This is a genomic window from Aeribacillus sp. FSL M8-0254 (assembly GCF_038008845.1).
GTDB classification, from domain to species: Bacteria; Bacillota; Bacilli; order Bacillales; family Aeribacillaceae; genus Aeribacillus; species Aeribacillus composti.
This window is the reverse complement of record NZ_JBBOZY010000001.1, coordinates 134886-152849: the sequence shown is the minus strand read 5'-3', so window position 1 is coordinate 152849 and position 17964 is coordinate 134886. Positions and strand designations below refer to the sequence as shown.

General features: G+C 41.9%; 16 protein-coding genes and 1 other annotated feature. All 16 genes read right to left on the bottom strand.

Annotated elements, in window-relative coordinates; genetic code table 11:
• Positions 1 to 4 precede the first annotated feature (4 nt).
• The 16 genes from rplB to rplA all read right to left on the bottom strand — a co-directional run bounded on the left by rplB (position 5) and on the right by rplA (position 17931).
• The gene (gene rplB / locus NSQ44_RS00770; protein WP_063387161.1) at positions 5 to 835 is read right to left on the bottom strand and encodes a 50S ribosomal protein L2; all 831 of its coding nucleotides are present in this window, start codon (positions 833 to 835) and stop codon (positions 5 to 7) included.
• 27 nt (positions 836 to 862) lie between these two features.
• A complete protein-coding gene (rplW, locus tag NSQ44_RS00765) occupies positions 863 to 1150 on the bottom strand; it encodes a 50S ribosomal protein L23 (RefSeq protein ID WP_063387160.1) in 288 nt (95 codons plus the stop codon).
• Entirely contained in the window at positions 1150 to 1773 is a 624-nt protein-coding gene (gene rplD, locus NSQ44_RS00760) for a 50S ribosomal protein L4 (RefSeq protein WP_340854476.1), read from the bottom strand. The genes rplW and rplD overlap by 1 nt, the downstream gene beginning before the upstream one ends.
• A gap of 28 nt (positions 1774 to 1801) precedes the next feature.
• A complete protein-coding gene (gene rplC / locus NSQ44_RS00755) occupies positions 1802 to 2431 on the bottom strand; it encodes a 50S ribosomal protein L3 (protein WP_094244880.1) in 630 nt (209 codons plus the stop codon).
• Between the two features lie 39 nt (positions 2432 to 2470).
• Positions 2471 to 2779, bottom strand: a complete 309-nt coding sequence (gene rpsJ / locus NSQ44_RS00750) for a 30S ribosomal protein S10 (RefSeq protein WP_063387157.1) — start codon at positions 2777 to 2779, stop codon at positions 2471 to 2473.
• 272 nt (positions 2780 to 3051) lie between these two features.
• A complete protein-coding gene (gene tuf, locus NSQ44_RS00745) occupies positions 3052 to 4239 on the bottom strand; it encodes an elongation factor Tu (protein ID WP_063387156.1) in 1188 nt (395 codons plus the stop codon).
• Between the two features lie 131 nt (positions 4240 to 4370).
• Entirely contained in the window at positions 4371 to 6449 is a 2079-nt protein-coding gene (gene fusA, locus NSQ44_RS00740; RefSeq protein ID WP_063387155.1) for an elongation factor G, read from the bottom strand.
• A 47-nt stretch (positions 6450 to 6496) separates the two neighbouring features.
• Positions 6497 to 6967, bottom strand: a complete 471-nt coding sequence (rpsG, locus tag NSQ44_RS00735) for a 30S ribosomal protein S7 (protein WP_063387154.1) — start codon at positions 6965 to 6967, stop codon at positions 6497 to 6499.
• A 42-nt stretch (positions 6968 to 7009) separates the two neighbouring features.
• Complete coding sequence (gene rpsL, locus NSQ44_RS00730; protein WP_340854473.1) at positions 7010 to 7423, bottom strand: 30S ribosomal protein S12; 414 nt, start codon at positions 7421 to 7423, stop codon at positions 7010 to 7012.
• A gap of 101 nt (positions 7424 to 7524) precedes the next feature.
• The gene (locus NSQ44_RS00725; protein ID WP_063387152.1) at positions 7525 to 7773 is read right to left on the bottom strand and encodes a 50S ribosomal protein L7ae-like protein; all 249 of its coding nucleotides are present in this window, start codon (positions 7771 to 7773) and stop codon (positions 7525 to 7527) included.
• Positions 7774 to 7884: 111 nt separating this feature from the next.
• On the bottom strand, positions 7885 to 11487 hold the full coding sequence (rpoC, locus tag NSQ44_RS00720; protein WP_340854471.1) for a DNA-directed RNA polymerase subunit beta': 3603 nt from the start codon (positions 11485 to 11487) through the stop codon (positions 7885 to 7887).
• 42 nt (positions 11488 to 11529) lie between these two features.
• A complete protein-coding gene (gene rpoB, locus NSQ44_RS00715) occupies positions 11530 to 15108 on the bottom strand; it encodes a DNA-directed RNA polymerase subunit beta (RefSeq protein ID WP_340854468.1) in 3579 nt (1192 codons plus the stop codon).
• A 254-nt stretch (positions 15109 to 15362) separates the two neighbouring features.
• A complete protein-coding gene (locus tag NSQ44_RS00710; protein WP_311066739.1) occupies positions 15363 to 15965 on the bottom strand; it encodes a class I SAM-dependent methyltransferase in 603 nt (200 codons plus the stop codon).
• A gap of 104 nt (positions 15966 to 16069) precedes the next feature.
• Positions 16070 to 16435 (bottom strand): 50S ribosomal protein L7/L12, encoded by a 366-nt coding sequence (gene rplL, locus NSQ44_RS00705; RefSeq protein WP_340854466.1) that lies wholly within the window; start codon positions 16433 to 16435, stop codon positions 16070 to 16072.
• Between the two features lie 54 nt (positions 16436 to 16489).
• Positions 16490 to 16990: a 50S ribosomal protein L10 gene (rplJ, locus tag NSQ44_RS00700; RefSeq protein ID WP_063387147.1), complete on the bottom strand. Its 501-nt coding sequence runs from the start codon at positions 16988 to 16990 to the stop codon at positions 16490 to 16492.
• A 43-nt stretch (positions 16991 to 17033) separates the two neighbouring features.
• Positions 17034 to 17176: a sequence feature (ribosomal protein L10 leader region), on the bottom strand.
• 56 nt (positions 17177 to 17232) lie between these two features.
• On the bottom strand, positions 17233 to 17931 hold the full coding sequence (rplA, locus tag NSQ44_RS00695; protein WP_063387146.1) for a 50S ribosomal protein L1: 699 nt from the start codon (positions 17929 to 17931) through the stop codon (positions 17233 to 17235).
• Between the last annotated feature and the right edge of the window lie 33 nt (positions 17932 to 17964).

Below are 17964 nucleotides of genomic sequence, written 5' to 3'. Positions count from 1 at the left end.
CCCGTTATTTTTTACGACGGCGAACGATAAATTTATCGGATTTGTTTTTCTTTTTGCGAGTTTTAAACCCAAGAGTCGGTTTACCCCAAGGCGTCATAGGAGATTTACGACCAATAGGTGCTTTTCCTTCTCCCCCACCGTGCGGGTGATCGCTAGGGTTCATAACAGATCCGCGAACTGTTGGACGTTTGCCTAACCAGCGGGAACGTCCTGCTTTACCAATATTAATTAATTCATGCTGCTCATTCCCTACTTGGCCGACAGTGGCACGGCAAGTTGCCAAAATCATGCGGACCTCACCAGAAGCTAAACGAACTAATACATATTTTCCTTCTTTACCAAGCACTTGAGCTGAAGTGCCTGCAGAACGAACCAATTGTCCGCCTTTTCCTGGTTTTAATTCGATGTTATGAATGACAGTACCTACTGGGATATTTTGAAGAGGAAGTGCGTTTCCAACTTTAATATCAGCTGTAGGTCCTGACATTACTTCCATTCCTACTTTTAAGTTTTTAGGAGCCAGAATATAGCGTTTTTCTCCGTCAACATAGTTAATTAATGCAATGTTTGCGGAGCGGTTTGGATCGTACTCAATAGTAGCAACGCGTCCTGGTATTCCATCTTTATCGCGCTTAAAATCAATAATACGATATTGACGTTTGTGGCCTCCGCCTTGATGACGAACAGTTAGCTTACCTTGGTTGTTGCGCCCTGCTTTTTTATGAAGCGGAGCAAGCAACGACTTTTCCGGCTTGTCAGTAGTGATTTCAGCAAAATCAGATACTGTCATGCCGCGGCGACCGTTAGAGGTTGGTTTATATTTTTTAATCGCCATCTCAGTTTCCCTCCTTCACTTTCAAAATTATGCTTCGAACAATTCGATTTCTTTGCTGTCTGCCGTTAATTTCACGATTGCTTTTTTACGGCGATTTGTCAAACCGCTGAACCGGCCAACACGTTTAAGTTTTCCTTTGTAATTCATAATGTTGACTTTTTCAACTTTGACATCGAAAATTTTTTCAATAGCGTCCTTCACTTCTGTTTTGTTTGCTTTCACATCTACTTCGAATGTATATTTTTTGTCAGCTACTAGATCCATTGAACGTTCAGTGATGATGGGGCGCTTAATAATATCTCGAGGATCCTTCATTATCCAAGCACCTCCTCTACTTTTTCCACCGCTGCTTTTGTAATAACAAGTTTATCATGGCTCAACACATCCAGCACGTTGATTCCATTAGCCGTAACAACTGTTACACCTGGAATATTGCGTGCAGACAGGATTACATTTTCGTTTTCGTCTCCTGTTACAATCAGCGCTTTTCTGTCAACGGAAAGCCCTTTGAGAATTCCAGCCATTTCTTTCGTTTTTGGAGCTTCCAACACTAAATCTTCTAATACAACAATATTGTTCTCTTGAACTTTAGAAGATAAAGCTGATTTAATTGCTAAGCGGCGGACTTTTTTCGGTAATTTGTATGCATATGTGCGAGGTGTTGGTCCAAATACTGTCCCACCTCCGCGCCATTGAGGTGAACGGATGGATCCCTGACGTGCGCGTCCTGTACCTTTTTGACGCCATGGCTTACGGCCACCGCCACTAACTTCAGAACGGTTTTTTACTTTATGAGTGCCTTGTCTTTGAGAAGCTCTTTGCATAATGACAGCTTCAAATAATACGTGTTTATTCGGCTCAATACCAAAAACAGAATCATTTAATTCGATTTCGCCAACTACTGATCCGTTTTGGTTATATAACGTAACTTTCGGCATTTTTCCGTTTCCTCCTTTCCTGTTGAAATTACTTCGCTTTTACTGCAGATTTAATAATAACTAATGATTTTCTCGGTCCCGGAACATTCCCTTTGATTAAAAGAAGATTGCGTTCAGCATCTACTTTTACAACTTCAAGATTTTGAACGGTTACGCGTTCACCGCCCATTCTTCCAGGAAGTTCTTTTGATTTAAAAACACGGTTTGGTGCAATGGCTCCCATTGAACCAGGACGACGGTGGTACCGTGAACCGTGAGACATTGGGCCACGTGATTGTCCGTGACGTTTAATCGCACCTTGAAATCCTTTCCCTTTAGAAATACCTGTCACATCAACAAGTTCCCCAGCAGAAAAAATGTCTACTTTAACCTCTTGACCAATTTCATACTCGTCTACATTAGCACCTCTAACTTCACGAATGAAGCGCTTAGGAGCAGTATTTGCTTTTGCAGCGTGACCTTTTTCCGGCTTGTTTGCAAGCTTTTCACGCTTGTCTTCAAAACCTAGTTGAATAGCATCGTAGCCGTCTGTTTCAACAGTCTTCTTTTGAAGAACGACGTTTGGGGATGCTTCAACTACAGTAACAGGAATTAATTCACCGTTTTCTGCAAATACTTGCGTCATTCCAATTTTTCTTCCTAAGATTCCTTTGGTCATGAGTCACACCTCCTAAATTTCAAATGTTTTAATCTATCGTTACAGTTTAATTTCAATGTCTACACCAGAAGGCAAATCTAAACGCATTAACGCATCAACCGTTTGCGGTGTAGGGTTGACAATATCGATTAAACGTTTATGTGTACGCATTTCAAATTGTTCACGAGAATCTTTATATTTGTGCACTGCTCGAAGAATTGTATAAACTGTTTTTTCAGTCGGTAGCGGAATTGGACCAGAAACATTTGCTCCCGAACGTTTTGCAGTTTCTACAATTTTTTCGGCAGATTGATCAAGGATTCTGTGATCATACGCTTTTAATCGAATTCGAATTTTTTGTTTTGCCATTATTTTCCCTCCTTTTCGCCTACTTTCCATAGACAATTCTCCACGAGAATTTCCTGTACGCCCGCCATGGCAAAGCGGCCGGGTGTATCAGCAACCTCCCGCTTCATCGCAGTCAAAGACCAACGTTATACATTATATAAAAAACAGGTGTCTAATGCAAGAAAAATTCAGGATTTCCTATAAAATTTAGTGTTGTTTCTTTAAAAGTTAATGCTTTGCAGACTTCATATTTATAATAAAAAAAGCGAGCCTATTCGACTCGCTTTTTTCAATTAGTCAAGGATAGCTGAAACAGATCCTGCACCTACAGTACGACCGCCTTCGCGGATAGAGAATTTCGTACCGTCTTCAATCGCAACTGGAGAAATGAGTTCAACAGTCATTTCAACGTTATCTCCAGGCATTACCATTTCTACACCTTCTGGAAGAGTGATAATTCCAGTTACGTCTGTAGTACGGAAATAGAATTGTGGACGGTAGTTAGAGAAGAATGGAGTATGACGTCCACCTTCTTCTTTAGAAAGAACGTAAACTTGTGCTTTGAATTTTTTGTGCGGTGTGATAGAACCAGGTTTTGCTAAAACTTGACCGCGTTCTACTTCGTCACGTGCGATACCGCGAAGTAAAGCACCGATGTTGTCTCCAGCTTCAGCTTGATCAAGAAGCTTACGGAACATTTCAACACCAGTAACAGTTGTTTTCTTAGATTCTTCAGCTAAACCAACGATTTCTACTTCGTCACCAACTTTTACAACGCCGCGTTCTACACGACCAGTTGCAACTGTACCGCGACCAGTGATAGAGAATACGTCTTCAACAGGCATCATGAAAGGTTTTTCTGTATCGCGTTCTGGAGTTGGGATGTATTCGTCAACTGCGTTCATTAATTCAATGATTTTTTCTTCCCATTCAGCATCTCCTTCAAGTGCTTTAAGCGCAGAACCTTTGATAACAGGTACATCGTCGCCAGGGAAGTCATATTCAGAAAGAAGGTCACGAACTTCCATTTCAACTAGTTCTAATAATTCTTCGTCGTCTACCATATCGCATTTGTTTAAGAATACAACGATGTAAGGCACACCTACTTGGCGAGATAAAAGAATGTGCTCACGAGTTTGCGGCATAGGACCGTCAGCAGCAGAAACAACTAGGATAGCGCCGTCCATTTGAGCAGCACCAGTGATCATGTTTTTAACATAGTCTGCGTGTCCAGGGCAGTCAACGTGTGCATAGTGGCGGTTGTCAGTTTCGTATTCTACGTGTGCAGTTGAAATCGTGATTCCGCGTTCACGTTCTTCTGGAGCACCGTCAATTTGATCATATGCACGAGCTTCAGCTTTACCTTGTTTTGCAAGAACAGTAGTAATAGCTGCAGTCAAAGTAGTTTTACCATGGTCAACGTGGCCGATTGTACCAATGTTAACATGTGGTTTAGAGCGTTCATATTTCGCTTTAGCCATAAGTAATTTTTCCTCCTTAAAAAAATATGTTTCATTTTAAATAAATATATAGAATACTTGGAGGCGGCGCAAGTGCATCCGCATCCAAGGGCTACATAAGTATTTATACTTGAACAATGGTTGAAAATCAATTATTCGCCTTTATTTTTTTTGATAATTTCTTCTGCAATGTTTTTAGGCACCTCTTCGTAATGATCGAAGTGCATCGTAAATGTACCGCGTCCTTGTGTATTGGAACGAAGTGCGGTTGCATAACCAAACATTTCAGCAAGTGGAACCATTGCTTTTACAACTTGTGCATTTCCACGTGCTTCCATTCCTTCCACACGTCCACGGCGTGAAGTGATATCACCCATGATGTCTCCCATGTACTCTTCAGGTACAATTACTTCAACTTTCATAATTGGCTCAAGGAGTACCGGGTTACATTTTTGAGCAGCATTTTTAAGGGCAAGTGAAGCGGCAATTTTAAACGCCATCTCACTTGAGTCAACATCGTGGTAAGACCCATCAAAAAGTTTAGCTTTAATGTCAATTAACGGATAGCCTGCAAGCACACCGTTTTGCATAGCATCTTCCAAACCAGCCTGAACCGCTGGGATGTACTCGCGTGGAACGACACCACCGACAATTGCGTTTTCGAATTCAAATCCTTTTCCTTCTTCATTTGGACTGAATTCGATCCAAACGTGGCCGTATTGTCCGCGTCCGCCTGATTGACGTACGAATTTACCTTCAACTTGTGCGGATGAGCGGAATGTTTCGCGATACGCAACTTGTGGCGCACCGACATTACACTCAACTTTAAATTCACGTTTCATACGGTCAACGATAATGTCAAGGTGAAGTTCGCCCATACCGGCAATAATTGTTTGGCCAGTTTCCGGATCCGTATGCGATTTGAATGTTGGGTCTTCTTCAGATAGTTTTTGCAATGCTGTTGACATTTTGTCTTGGTCTGCTTTTGATTTTGGTTCAATCGCAACTCTGATAACAGGCTCTGGAAACTCCATCGATTCTAAAATAACCGGATGGTTTTCATCACATAGAGTATCTCCAGTTGTTGTATCTTTTAAACCAACTGCAGCAGCAATATCACCTGCATATACCATTGGAATTTCTTCGCGGTGATTCGCGTGCATTTGTAGAATACGTCCAATCCGTTCACGTTTACCTTTTGTGGAATTGGATACGTATGAACCGGAACTTAATGTTCCTGAATATACGCGGAAGAAAGTTAATTTTCCTACATATGGGTCTGTCATTACTTTAAACGCCAATGCAGCAAATGGTTCATCGTCGCTTGATTTGCGAACTGTTTCTTCCTCTGTATCAGGGATGACGCCTTTTATCGGTGGCACATCGATTGGCGATGGCAAGTAATCAATTACCGCATCCAGCATTAGCTGCACGCCTTTGTTTTTAAAAGCTGAGCCGCATAAAACAGGATAAAACTCAACGTTACAAGTACCTTTACGGATAGCTGCTTTAAGCTCGTCAACGGAAATTTCCTCTCCTTCAAGGTACTTCATCATCAATTCTTCATCAAGCTCTGCAACTGCTTCAATCAATCGAGTGTGCAGCTCTTCTGCTTGTTCTTTATACTCGTCTGGAATTTCACGAGCTTCCGAACGCGTACCTAGATCATCCAGATAGTAATATGCTTTCATTTCCACAAGGTCAATGATACCTTCAAATTGATCTTCTGCTCCAATCGGCAGCTGAATAGGGTGTGCGTTAGCCTCTAAGCGATCGTGAAGTGTTTTGACAGAGTATAAAAAGTCTGCGCCGATTTTATCCATTTTGTTAACAAATACAATGCGCGGCACTCCGTATGTTGTTGCTTGGCGCCAAACTGTTTCCGTTTGCGGCTCAACACCAGACTGAGCATCAAGAACTGCAACTGCTCCGTCTAGGACTCTCAAAGAACGTTCAACTTCAACCGTGAAGTCTACGTGCCCTGGCGTATCAATAATATTGATCCGATGTCCCTTCCATTGAGCTGTTGTAGCGGCAGATGTAATGGTAATACCGCGTTCTTGTTCTTGCTCCATCCAGTCCATTTGGGAAGCTCCTTCGTGAGTCTCCCCGATTTTGTGAATGCGGCCTGTATAGAACAAAATTCTCTCAGTCGTTGTCGTCTTACCAGCATCAATGTGCGCCATAATACCGATATTGCGAGTTTTTTCTAAGGAGAACTCTCTTGGCATCGGGTAATTTCTCCTTCCTTCATGGGTATTGATAAATATTATGTTTATTACCAGCGGTAATGTGCAAATGCTCTATTCGCTTCAGCCATTTTATGTGTATCTTCACGCTTTTTCACTGCCGCACCTGTGTTGTTTGCTGCGTCAATGATTTCAGCCGCAAGACGTTCTTCCATCGTTCTTTCACCACGAAGGCGGGCATAGTTTACTAACCAGCGAAGACCCAAAGTTGTGCGGCGTTCAGGACGAACCTCTACAGGTACTTGGTAGTTTGCGCCCCCTACACGGCGTGCACGAACTTCTAATACTGGCATAATATTTTTTAACGCTTGTTCAAACACTTCCATTGGATCTTTGCCAGTTCGTTCTCTCACGATATCAAATGCATTGTAAAGAATTTTTTGCGCTTTGCTTTTTTTACCGTCAATCATGATTTTATTAATCAGACGAGTTACTAATTTTGAATTGTAAATTGGATCTGGTAGTACGTCACGTTTTGGTACAGGTCCTTTACGTGGCATCACTAAATTCCTCCCTTCATTCTGTATTTATTATATTATCTTTTAGTTTTTAGGACGTTTCGTTCCATATTTGGAACGGCCTTGCTTACGGTTTTCAACTCCAGCTGTGTCAAGAGCTCCGCGTACGATATGATAGCGGACACCAGGCAAGTCTTTTACACGTCCGCCGCGGATTAGCACAACGCTGTGCTCTTGCAGGTTATGTCCGATCCCCGGAATATAAGCTGTTACTTCAATTCCGTTTGACAAGCGGACACGTGCATATTTACGAAGAGCTGAGTTTGGTTTTTTAGGTGTCATTGTTCCAACACGTGTACATACTCCTCGTTTTTGCGGCGAAGATAAATTTGTCTGGTCTTTTTTGAAGCTGTTGTATCCTTTGTTTAACGCAGGAGATTTTGATTTTACTACTTTGCGCGTGCGGCCTTTTCGCACTAATTGGTTAATTGTAGGCATATACATTTCCTCCCTTCAAACGTTTTTTCAAACCCACACATCCAGGCGGTTCATAATTTGGTAAAAACAATTGTTTTTGCAGAAATCTACAAAAACAATGTTTATTTTATAATTGCAACAGCTGCCGCTCCAACTTCTATTCCGCAAGCTTTTCCGAGCTTCTTCATAGAATCGACCTTAATTAAAGGAACTTCTTTCTCTTCAGCCAGCTGAACCACTTTGTTTGTCACTTTCGGGTCAGCATCCACTGCAATGATAACTTCCTTTACAGTGTCATTTTTCAGAGCTTTCACTGTTTGCTTTGTACCAATAATAATCTTTTCAGCCTGTGCTACTTTTTCATAAGACATATTTCATATCCTCCAAAGTGACAGGTGATATTTACACACCTTGATAATATTAACATTGGAAAAGATGGATGTCAACTGTGCATTTTACGGCATCCATCTTTTCCCCGACAATTATTCAACCGAAATCGTTTCGTCAACGGATTTTTTATTCATGACCGGTTTTATTTTTCTATAGAGCTGCATTCCTGTTCCAGCCGGAACAAGCTTACCGATAATAACATTTTCCTTCAAGCCTAACAGTTCATCCCGTTTTCCTTTAATGGCCGCATCCGTTAATACGCGTGTTGTCTCTTGGAATGATGCGGCAGACAAGAAGGACTCCGTTTCAAGCGATGCCTTTGTAATACCGAGCAATACCGGACGTCCTGTTGCAGGGCGTTTTCCTTCCAAAAGCACCTTTTTATTTGCTTCTGTAAATTGATGAACGTCAAGGAGTGTTCCCGGCAGAACATCCGTATCGCCGGAATCGATGACACGGACTTTCCGCAGCATTTGCCGCACCATTACTTCAATATGTTTATCGCCGATTTCCACACCTTGCATTCTGTACACTTTTTGCACTTCACGAAGCAAATATTCTTGAACGGCTAAAATGTCTTTTACTTTCAACAATTCTTTTGGATCTATTGAACCTTCCGTAATTTCTTGGCCGCGTTCTACACGGTCCCCCACAGCTACTTTTAAGCGGGCGTTAAATGGCGCCGTGTATGTGCGTGTTTCCACTTCACCGCGGACGACAATTTCTTGCTGCTTATCTCTCACTTCATTAATTTCAGCAACTACCCCGTCAATTTCTGAAATAACCGCTTGCCCTTTTGGATTACGGGCTTCAAACAATTCTTGAACACGAGGCAAACCTTGGGTAATGTCGTCGCCGGCAACCCCACCGGTGTGGAAAGTACGCATCGTCAGCTGTGTACCCGGCTCTCCGATCGATTGAGCAGCGATAATTCCTACCGCTTCGCCTACTTCGACATCAATGCCGGTAGCCAAGTTCCGTCCATAACATTTTTTACATACACCATGTCTTGTATTACATGTGAATGCAGAGCGAATCCAAACTTCTTCTATCCCTGCATTGACAATTTGAGCTGCTATGTCTTCGGTAATCATTTCATTTTCCCTGACAAGCACTTCGCCCGTTTCAGGATGAACAACCGATCTTCTTGCATATCGTCCGATAATCCGTTCCTCAAGTTTTTCAATAACTTCTGAACCGTCTTTCAGCGCTCTCGCTAAAATTCCTCTGTCTGTTCCGCAGTCTTCCTCACGAATAATCACATCTTGCGCAACATCTACAAGGCGGCGTGTTAAATAACCGGAGTCAGCAGTTTTTAATGCTGTATCTGCCAGACCTTTTCTGGCACCATGGGTCGAGATGAAGTATTCTAACACTGTCAAACCTTCTCTAAAACTCGATTTAATCGGAAGCTCAATAATTCGTCCAGCAGGGTTAGCCATCAGTCCGCGCATTCCCGCAAGCTGCGTGAAGTTAGATGCATTTCCGCGAGCTCCTGAATCGCTCATCATGAAAATCGGATTCCGCTTATCTAATGAATTCATCAGCTTGCTTTGAATGGTGTCTTTAGCAGCACTCCAAATAGAGATAACACGATCGTACCGCTCATCTTCAGTGATTAATCCGCGTCTGAATTGCTTCAAGACATTGTCAACTTTAGCTTGCGCCTCTTTTAAAATTGCTTCTTTTTCCGCCAACACAACAATATCAGAAACACCGATTGTAATTCCGGCTTTAGTCGAATATTTAAAGCCTAAATCTTTTAAGCGGTCAAGCATCTTCGATGTTTCAGTAATATGGAATCTCTTAAAGACTTCGGCAATAATTTTTCCTAAAATTCCTTTTTTAAATGGAGGAATGATTTCTTGGTTTTTAATGTGCTCCCGCACATCTACCTGTGCCGGATCAACAAAATATTTATCAGGCGTGCATTCTTGAATGTTCTTAGTTGACGGCTCATTAATATACGGGAACGAATTCGGCAGTATTTCGTTGAATATTAATTTTCCTACCGTTGTAATCAGAAGCTTTTTATTTTGTTCTTCTGTAAATGTTTCGTTCTTTAAGGAACCTGCATGTACTGCAATTCGTGTATGCAAATGTACATGGCCGTTTTGATAGGCAATGAGCGCCTCATCAGGATCTTTGAAAATTTTCCCTTCTCCGATCGCTCCTTCACGTTCCATTGTTAAGTAATAGTTCCCCAACACCATATCTTGTGAAGGCGTAACAACAGGTTTTCCGTCTTTCGGATTTAAAATGTTTTGAGCCGCAAGCATTAACAGCCTTGCTTCTGCTTGTGCTTCTGCCGATAACGGAACGTGAACAGCCATTTGGTCACCGTCGAAGTCGGCATTATAGGCTGTACATACCAACGGATGTAGACGAATGGCGCGCCCTTCGACTAACGTCGGTTCGAACGCTTGGATTCCTAATCTGTGCAAAGTCGGTGCCCGGTTAAGCAGAACCGGATGTTCTTTAATGACTTCCTCCAACACATCCCAAACTTCAGGATGGACGCGTTCAATTTTCCGTTTGGCGCTTTTAATGTTATGTGCCAGCCCTTTTTCAACAAGCTCCTTCATGACAAAAGGCTTAAAGAGCTCAAGCGCCATTTCCTTTGGCAAACCGCATTGATACATTTTCAGATTTGGGCCGACAACGATAACGGAACGTCCAGAGTAGTCAACCCGTTTTCCTAACAGGTTTTGACGGAAGCGTCCTTGCTTTCCTTTCAGCATATGAGAGAGTGACTTCAGTGGACGATTTCCCGGTCCAGTAACTGGACGACCACGGCGTCCATTGTCAATAAGTGCGTCAACAGCCTCTTGAAGCATCCGTTTCTCATTTTGCACGATGATACTTGGCGCTCCAAGATCCAACAGTCTTTTTAAACGATTGTTTCGGTTAATAACACGGCGATACAAATCGTTCAAATCGGAAGTTGCAAAGCGTCCGCCATCCAATTGAACCATCGGCCGCAATTCAGGCGGAATGACAGGAAGTACATCCAACACCATCCATGAAGGGTCATTTCCGGAATTTCTGAATGCCTCCATCACTTCAAGGCGTTTAATCGCTCTTGTGCGCCGCTGGCCTTGAGAAGATTTAAGCTCTTCTTTTAACGCTTCTACTTCTTTATCAAGATTGATATCTTGCAATAATTTTTTAATTGCTTCCGCACCCATTGATGCTTGGAAGGCATTTCCGTATTTCTCGCGGTATGTGCGATACTCTTTTTCAGATAAAAGCTGTTTCTTTTCAAGTGGTGTGTCCCCAGGATCTGTCACGACGTAAGAGGCAAAATAAATAACTTCTTCCAATGCTCGAGGTGACATGTCAAGAACTAGTCCCATACGGCTTGGAATCCCTTTGAAATACCAAATATGAGAGACAGGGGCAGCAAGTTCGATATGCCCCATTCTCTCCCGACGCACTTTTGCTCGCGTAACCTCAACACCGCATCGATCGCATACTACGCCTTTATAGCGAACCCGTTTATATTTTCCGCAGTGGCATTCCCAATCTTTTGTCGGACCGAATATACGTTCACAAAACAAACCGTCTTTTTCAGGCTTTAAAGTACGATAGTTGATCGTTTCTGGTTTTTTCACTTCACCATATGACCATGAACGAATTTTATCAGGTGAAGCAAGACCGATGTGCATATACTCAAAATTATTTACATCCAGCAAGGGGCCTACCTCCCTTTTTATCTTCCGTAGCAAAAAATTCCTTTACTCTTTGGCAACTGCATCTTTTTCTTCTTTATCAACAATTTCCTCTTCGATTGTATCAGTCGTTAAAGAGAGGCTATCTGACTGGGTGGAATTTACCTCATCTTCCAATTCTCTCATTTCGATTTCTTGTTCATCGCTTGAGAGAATTTTAACATCCAGTCCTAAGCTTTGAAGCTCCTTAATTAATACTTTGAAAGATTCAGGAACTCCAGGTTCAGGCACATTTTCGCCTTTTACGATTGCCTCGTATGTTTTTACACGACCGACAACATCGTCTGATTTTACAGTAAGGATTTCTTGCAATGTATATGCTGCTCCATAGGCTTCTAAAGCCCAAACCTCCATTTCTCCGAACCGCTGTCCACCGAACTGTGCTTTACCGCCGAGCGGTTGCTGTGTAACAAGCGAGTATGGACCTGTGGAACGAGCATGCAGTTTATCGTCAACCATGTGCGCCAGTTTGATCATATACATGATTCCGACAGACACGCGATTATCGAAAGGTTCCCCAGTGCGGCCATCGTAAAGGACCGTTTTCGCATCACGGGCCATCCCAGCTTCTTCAATTGTTGACCATACATCTTCTTCTGTCGCACCATCGAATACCGGAGTTGCAACATGAATGCCCAGCTTCTTAGCCGCCATTCCTAGGTGCAATTCCAATACTTGCCCGATGTTCATCCGGGAAGGTACTCCTAATGGATTTAACATGATGTCAACTGGTGTTCCATCCGGCAAAAACGGCATGTCCTCCTCAGGGAGAATTCGGGAAATAACCCCTTTGTTTCCATGGCGGCCTGCCATTTTATCTCCTTCAGAGATTTTACGCTTCTGTACAATGTATACACGCACCAGCTGGTTGACACCTGGAGGCAGTTCATCTCCGTCTTCACGGTTAAACACTTTTACATCAAGAACAATACCTCCGCCCCCATGCGGAACACGAAGTGATGTATCACGAACCTCACGTGCTTTTTCTCCAAAAATAGCGTGCAATAATCGTTCTTCAGCAGTCAGTTCTGTAACTCCTTTTGGCGTTACTTTCCCAACAAGCAAGTCGCCGTCTTTAACTTCTGCTCCAATGCGGACAATGCCTCGTTCATCCAAGTTGCGAAGAGCGTCTTCACCGACATTTGGAATATCACGAGTGATTTCTTCCGGACCCAATTTTGTATCACGGGACTCAGACTCATATTCTTCAATATGGATGGAAGTATAGACGTCTTCTTTTACAAGACGCTCGCTCATGATGATGGCATCTTCATAGTTATATCCATCCCATGTCATAAAGGCGACAAGTACATTTCGGCCTAAAGCAAGCTCTCCCTTTTCCATGGAAGGACCGTCAGCTAAAATTTCGCCTTTCTCGACTTCGTCTCCAACAGATACAATTGGGCGCTGATTGTAGCACATTCCTTGGTTGGAACGGACGAATTTCAACAATTTGTACTCGTCGAGATCACCTTTAACCTTTTGGCCGTCCACTTCTTCATAACGGCGAACTAAAATTCTGTTGGCTTCAACTCGTTCGACAACGCCTGCGTGCTTGCAGATGACAGCTGCTCCAGAGTCTCTAGCCGATACATACTCCATTCCGGTACCAACAATAGGCGCTTCTGGTTGAAGCAAAGGAACAGCTTGGCGCTGCATGTTCGCACCCATTAATGCACGGTTGGAGTCATCGTTTTCCAAGAACGGGATACAAGCTGTTGCTGCTGATACAACTTGCTTAGGCGAAACGTCCATGTAGTCGACACGATCTTTTTTCACCACTATGTTTTCCCCGCGGAAACGGGCAACAATATTATCTTCTAAAAACGTTCCATCCTCTGCTACTGGCACGTTAGCCTGAGCAACAACATAGTTATCTTCTTCGTCAGCTGTCAAATAGTCAATTCGGTCTGTTACCTTCCCTGTTTCAGGGTCAACTCTTCTATACGGCGTTTCAATAAAACCGAAACGGTTTACTTTTGCATATGTTGATAATGAGTTAATCAATCCGATATTTGGACCTTCAGGCGTTTCAATTGGACACATGCGTCCATAATGGGAATAATGGACGTCGCGAACTTCAAAGCCTGCTCGTTCACGTGTGAGTCCGCCAGGTCCCAATGCAGATAAACGGCGCTTATGCGTCAGTTCTGCAAGAGGATTTGTTTGATCCATGAATTGGGACAATTGGGAGCTACCAAAAAATTCTTTAATGGCCGCAATTACTGGACGGATGTTGATTAATTGCTGCGGAGTAATCGTATTGGCATCCTGAATGGACATTCTTTCCCTCACAACACGCTCCATCCGTGAAAGTCCGATTCGGAACTGGTTTTGCAAAAGCTCCCCTACCGAACGAAGACGGCGGTTTCCTAGATGGTCAATATCATCTGTATTTCCTACTCCATATAGCAAATTAAAGAAGTAGCTGATGGACGCAATAATGTCTGCTGGCGTAATGTTTTTTACACTTTCATCAATGTTTGCGTTGCCAACAACGTTGAGAATTTTTTCTCCATCCGGATCGTTTGGAGCATAAATTTTAATAGATTGGTACGTGATGTCTTCATCAACTACTCCACCATCAGGAGTAAATTTTTTAAAACCTATTCCTTTTTCAAGGTAAGGCAAAATTTTATCCAGCGTTCTTCTATCAATAATAGTTCCTTTTTCAGCAATGATTTCTCCAGTTTCAGGGTCGACTAGAGTTTCTGCTAATCGTTGATTAAAGAGTCGGTTTTTGATATGAAGTTTCTTGTTAATTTTATATCTGCCGACACTTGCTAAATCATATCTTTTCGGATCAAAGAAACGGGAGATCAATAAGCTTTTTGCATTTTCAACTGTTGGCGGTTCACCAGGACGCAGGCGTTCGTAAATTTCAAGAAGCGCCTTTTCTGGGCTTTCGGTATTGTCTTTATCCAACGTATTTCTTAAATATTCATTTTCTCCGAACACATCGATGATTTCTTGATCAGAGCCAAACCCAAGGGCACGTAAAAGAACCGTAACTGGTAATTTGCGAGTGCGATCAATGCGGACATATATAACATCTTTTGCATCTGTTTCGTACTCTAACCAAGCGCCACGGTTTGGAATGACGGTAGCTGTAAGGCCCTTCTTACCGTTTTTATCAATTTTGTCGCTGTAGTAAACACTAGGTGAACGGACTAATTGGGAAACAATTACTCGTTCTGCGCCATTGATCACAAATGTGCCAGTTTCCGTCATAAGCGGAAAATCGCCCATAAATACATCTTGATCTTTCACTTCGCCTGTTTCTTTATTAATTAGGCGCACTTTTACCCGCAGCGGGGCAGAATAAGTAACATCGCGTTCTTTTGCTTCTTCAACGGAGTATTTCGGTTCACCTAAGCTGTAGTCAATAAACTCAAGCGAGAGGTTACCAGTGAAATCTTCGATAGGAGATATGTCTTGAAACATTTCACGAAGACCCTCATCAAGAAACCACTGATACGAAGAGGTTTGGATTTCAATAAGATTAGGTAATTCCAACACTTCTTTAATACGCGCATAACTTCTGCGTTGGCGGTGTCGTCCGTACTGAACTAGTTGACTTGTCAACTGAGTCACCCCTCAAATCAGCATAATAATATCTTGTAAATAGCATTCCATGTTTTATATAATAAAATAAATACTATTACAAGTAAAAAGAAAAAGGATTTTCTTTATGAAAAAAGAAAACCACTGCGCAGAAATAGTTGATTTTATTATTTTTTCCTTAATGGATTGGTTCTATACATCCAAGAAAAAATTTAGCTACAAATGGAAATTAATATATTGGCATTTTATAATGTTAACATATCCTGGATTGCAGGTCAATCTTTTTTTGCTTTAAAAATATAATAGCCTTTTTTTCTCTCTGCCACTTCTACCGAACGAAACAGAGTCTCCAGCTTTTGTTTAGCGGAAGGAGCCCCCTGCTTTTTTTGGATAACGATCCAAAGCTCTCCATGGTCTTTTAAATGATCAAAGCTTTTTTCAAATATATGATGGACGACTTGTTTTCCAGCTCGAATGGGAGGGTTTGCTAAAATAGCAGCATACCATTTCCCTTCCAGCTTTTCAAACAAATTGCTTTGAAACACACGGACATTTTGAATGTTGTTTATTCGAGCATTCAGTTCTGCAAGTTCGATTGCCCTTTCATTTATATCGATCATATCAATCATTCTATCAGGTTCCGATTTTGCAATTGACAATCCGATCGGTCCGTATCCGCAGCCTACATCCAAAATATCTCCTGGAATTTCGGGAGCAGCGAAAGTTTCAATTAATAGCTGCGTTCCAAAATCAACCTCCCGTTTTGAAAAAACTCCGCGGTCGGTCATGAACGCAAATGGATGATTTCTCAACGTGCACTCAATTTTTCTCCTATTGCTTTCCACTTCCGGTTTTTCCGAAAAATAATGTTCGCTCATTTTCTGCACCCCTTTTTTAGGAGTATTTTCTACGGGCAGAAATTCATACATAAAAGAAAAGCCCGCCAATGAATCAGCGAGCTTTTCTATTTATTTAACAGCTTTTACTTAACTTCAACTTCTGCTCCAACTTCTTCAAGTTTTGCTTTAAGTTCTTCAGCTTCTTCTTTAGATATGCCTTCTTTTAATGGTTTTGGAGTGTTGTCAACTAATTCTTTTGCTTCTTTTAAGCCAAGGCCAGTGATTTCACGAACAACTTTGATAACTTTAATTTTTTGTGCACCTGCATTAGCAAGAATAACATCGAATTCAGTTTTTTCTGCAGCAGCTTCACCGCCGCCAGCGCCACCAACCACAGCAACAGGAGCAGCAGCAGTTACGCCAAATTCTTCTTCGATTGCTTTTACTAAGTCGTTAAGTTCAAGAACAGTCATTTCTTTTATCGCTTCAATAATTTGTTCTTTTGTCATTTGTTTTTCCTCCTTATGTTTTAAATTGCTAATAGTTTAATACGAAAATTTGCTTTAAGCGCCTTGCTCTTCTTTTTGATCTGCAACTGCTTTTGTTGCAAGTGCAAAGTTGCGAATAGGAGCTTGCAGTACAGAAAGCAACATAGAAAGCAAGCCTTCGCGAGATGGAAGGTCAGCAATCGCTTTAATTTCATCAACTGTTGCAACATTGCCTTCGATGACGCCAGCTTTAATCTCAAGCGCTTCATGCTCTTTTGCAAAATCATTCAAAATTTTAGCAGGCGCCACGACATCTTCAGTGCTAAATGCGATAGCGTTTGGACCAGTCAGCACTTCTTCTAATCCAGAAATTTCTGCTTGTTCAACAGCACGGCGAGTTAACGTATTTTTGTAAACCTTGAACTCTATATTTGCTTCACGAAGTCTTTTGCGCAATTCCGTTACTTCCGCTACATTAAGACCGCGGTAATCTACGATAACAGTAGAGACGCTTTCACGGAATTTGGCTGCAATTTCTTCAACGATCTGTTTCTTCTTTTCAATTGCGCTGCTCATTTGTTTACACCTCCTGCAAATTGAAAATGAACACTTATACCGCCGGTGAAATGAAATACCTCCATGCCCGCAGACATGGAGGTATCGTACAAATAAGCAAACGTTCCGCTTAATCTATATCATACACCTCGGTAGGATATTAAGCCTTTCGGCACCTACTGTCTACGGTATAAATGAATTCTATTTAATTACACAACATTTTTATTTTACTAAAATACACCCTGCTTGTCAAACCGGTTTGATTATTTCACGACAAAGCTGGAAGGATCCACTTTAATTCCAGGTCCCATTGTAGACGTTACAGAAACGTTTTTCATGTAAGTGCCTTTTGCCGCTGCCGGTTTTGCTTTTAATAGCGCATCGTAGATTGTTGTAAAGTTTTCAACTAATTTTTCACTGTCAAAAGAAGTTTTTCCGATTGGAACATGAACGTTCCCAGCTTTATCTACACGGTATTCAACTTTACCAGCTTTAATTTCTTTGACAGCTTTTTCAACTTCAAATGTTACCGTTCCTGTTTTAGGGTTTGGCATTAAACCTTTAGGACCTAAAATACGTCCAAGTTTACCGACTTCACCCATCATATCAGGGGTAGCCACAACAACATCGAAGTCAAACCAGCCTTGTTGAATTTTATTGATGTAGTCGCTGTCGCCGACATAATCCGCACCAGCAGCTTCCGCTTCTTTTGCTTTTTCCCCTTTAGCGAACACTAATACACGTTGTGTTTTACCTGTACCGTTCGGCAGCACAACAGCCCCGCGGATTTGCTGATCGTTTTTACGAGGATCAACGCCAAGTCGGAATGCAACTTCAACTGTCGCATCAAAGTTTGCGATATTCGTTTTCTTTACTAATTCAATTGCTTCTTTTACGTCATAAGCTTTTGAACGATCAACAAGCTTTGCAGCTTCTAAATATTTTTTACCTCTTTTTGCCATATCATTTTCCTCCTTATGTGGTTTTAGCGGAAT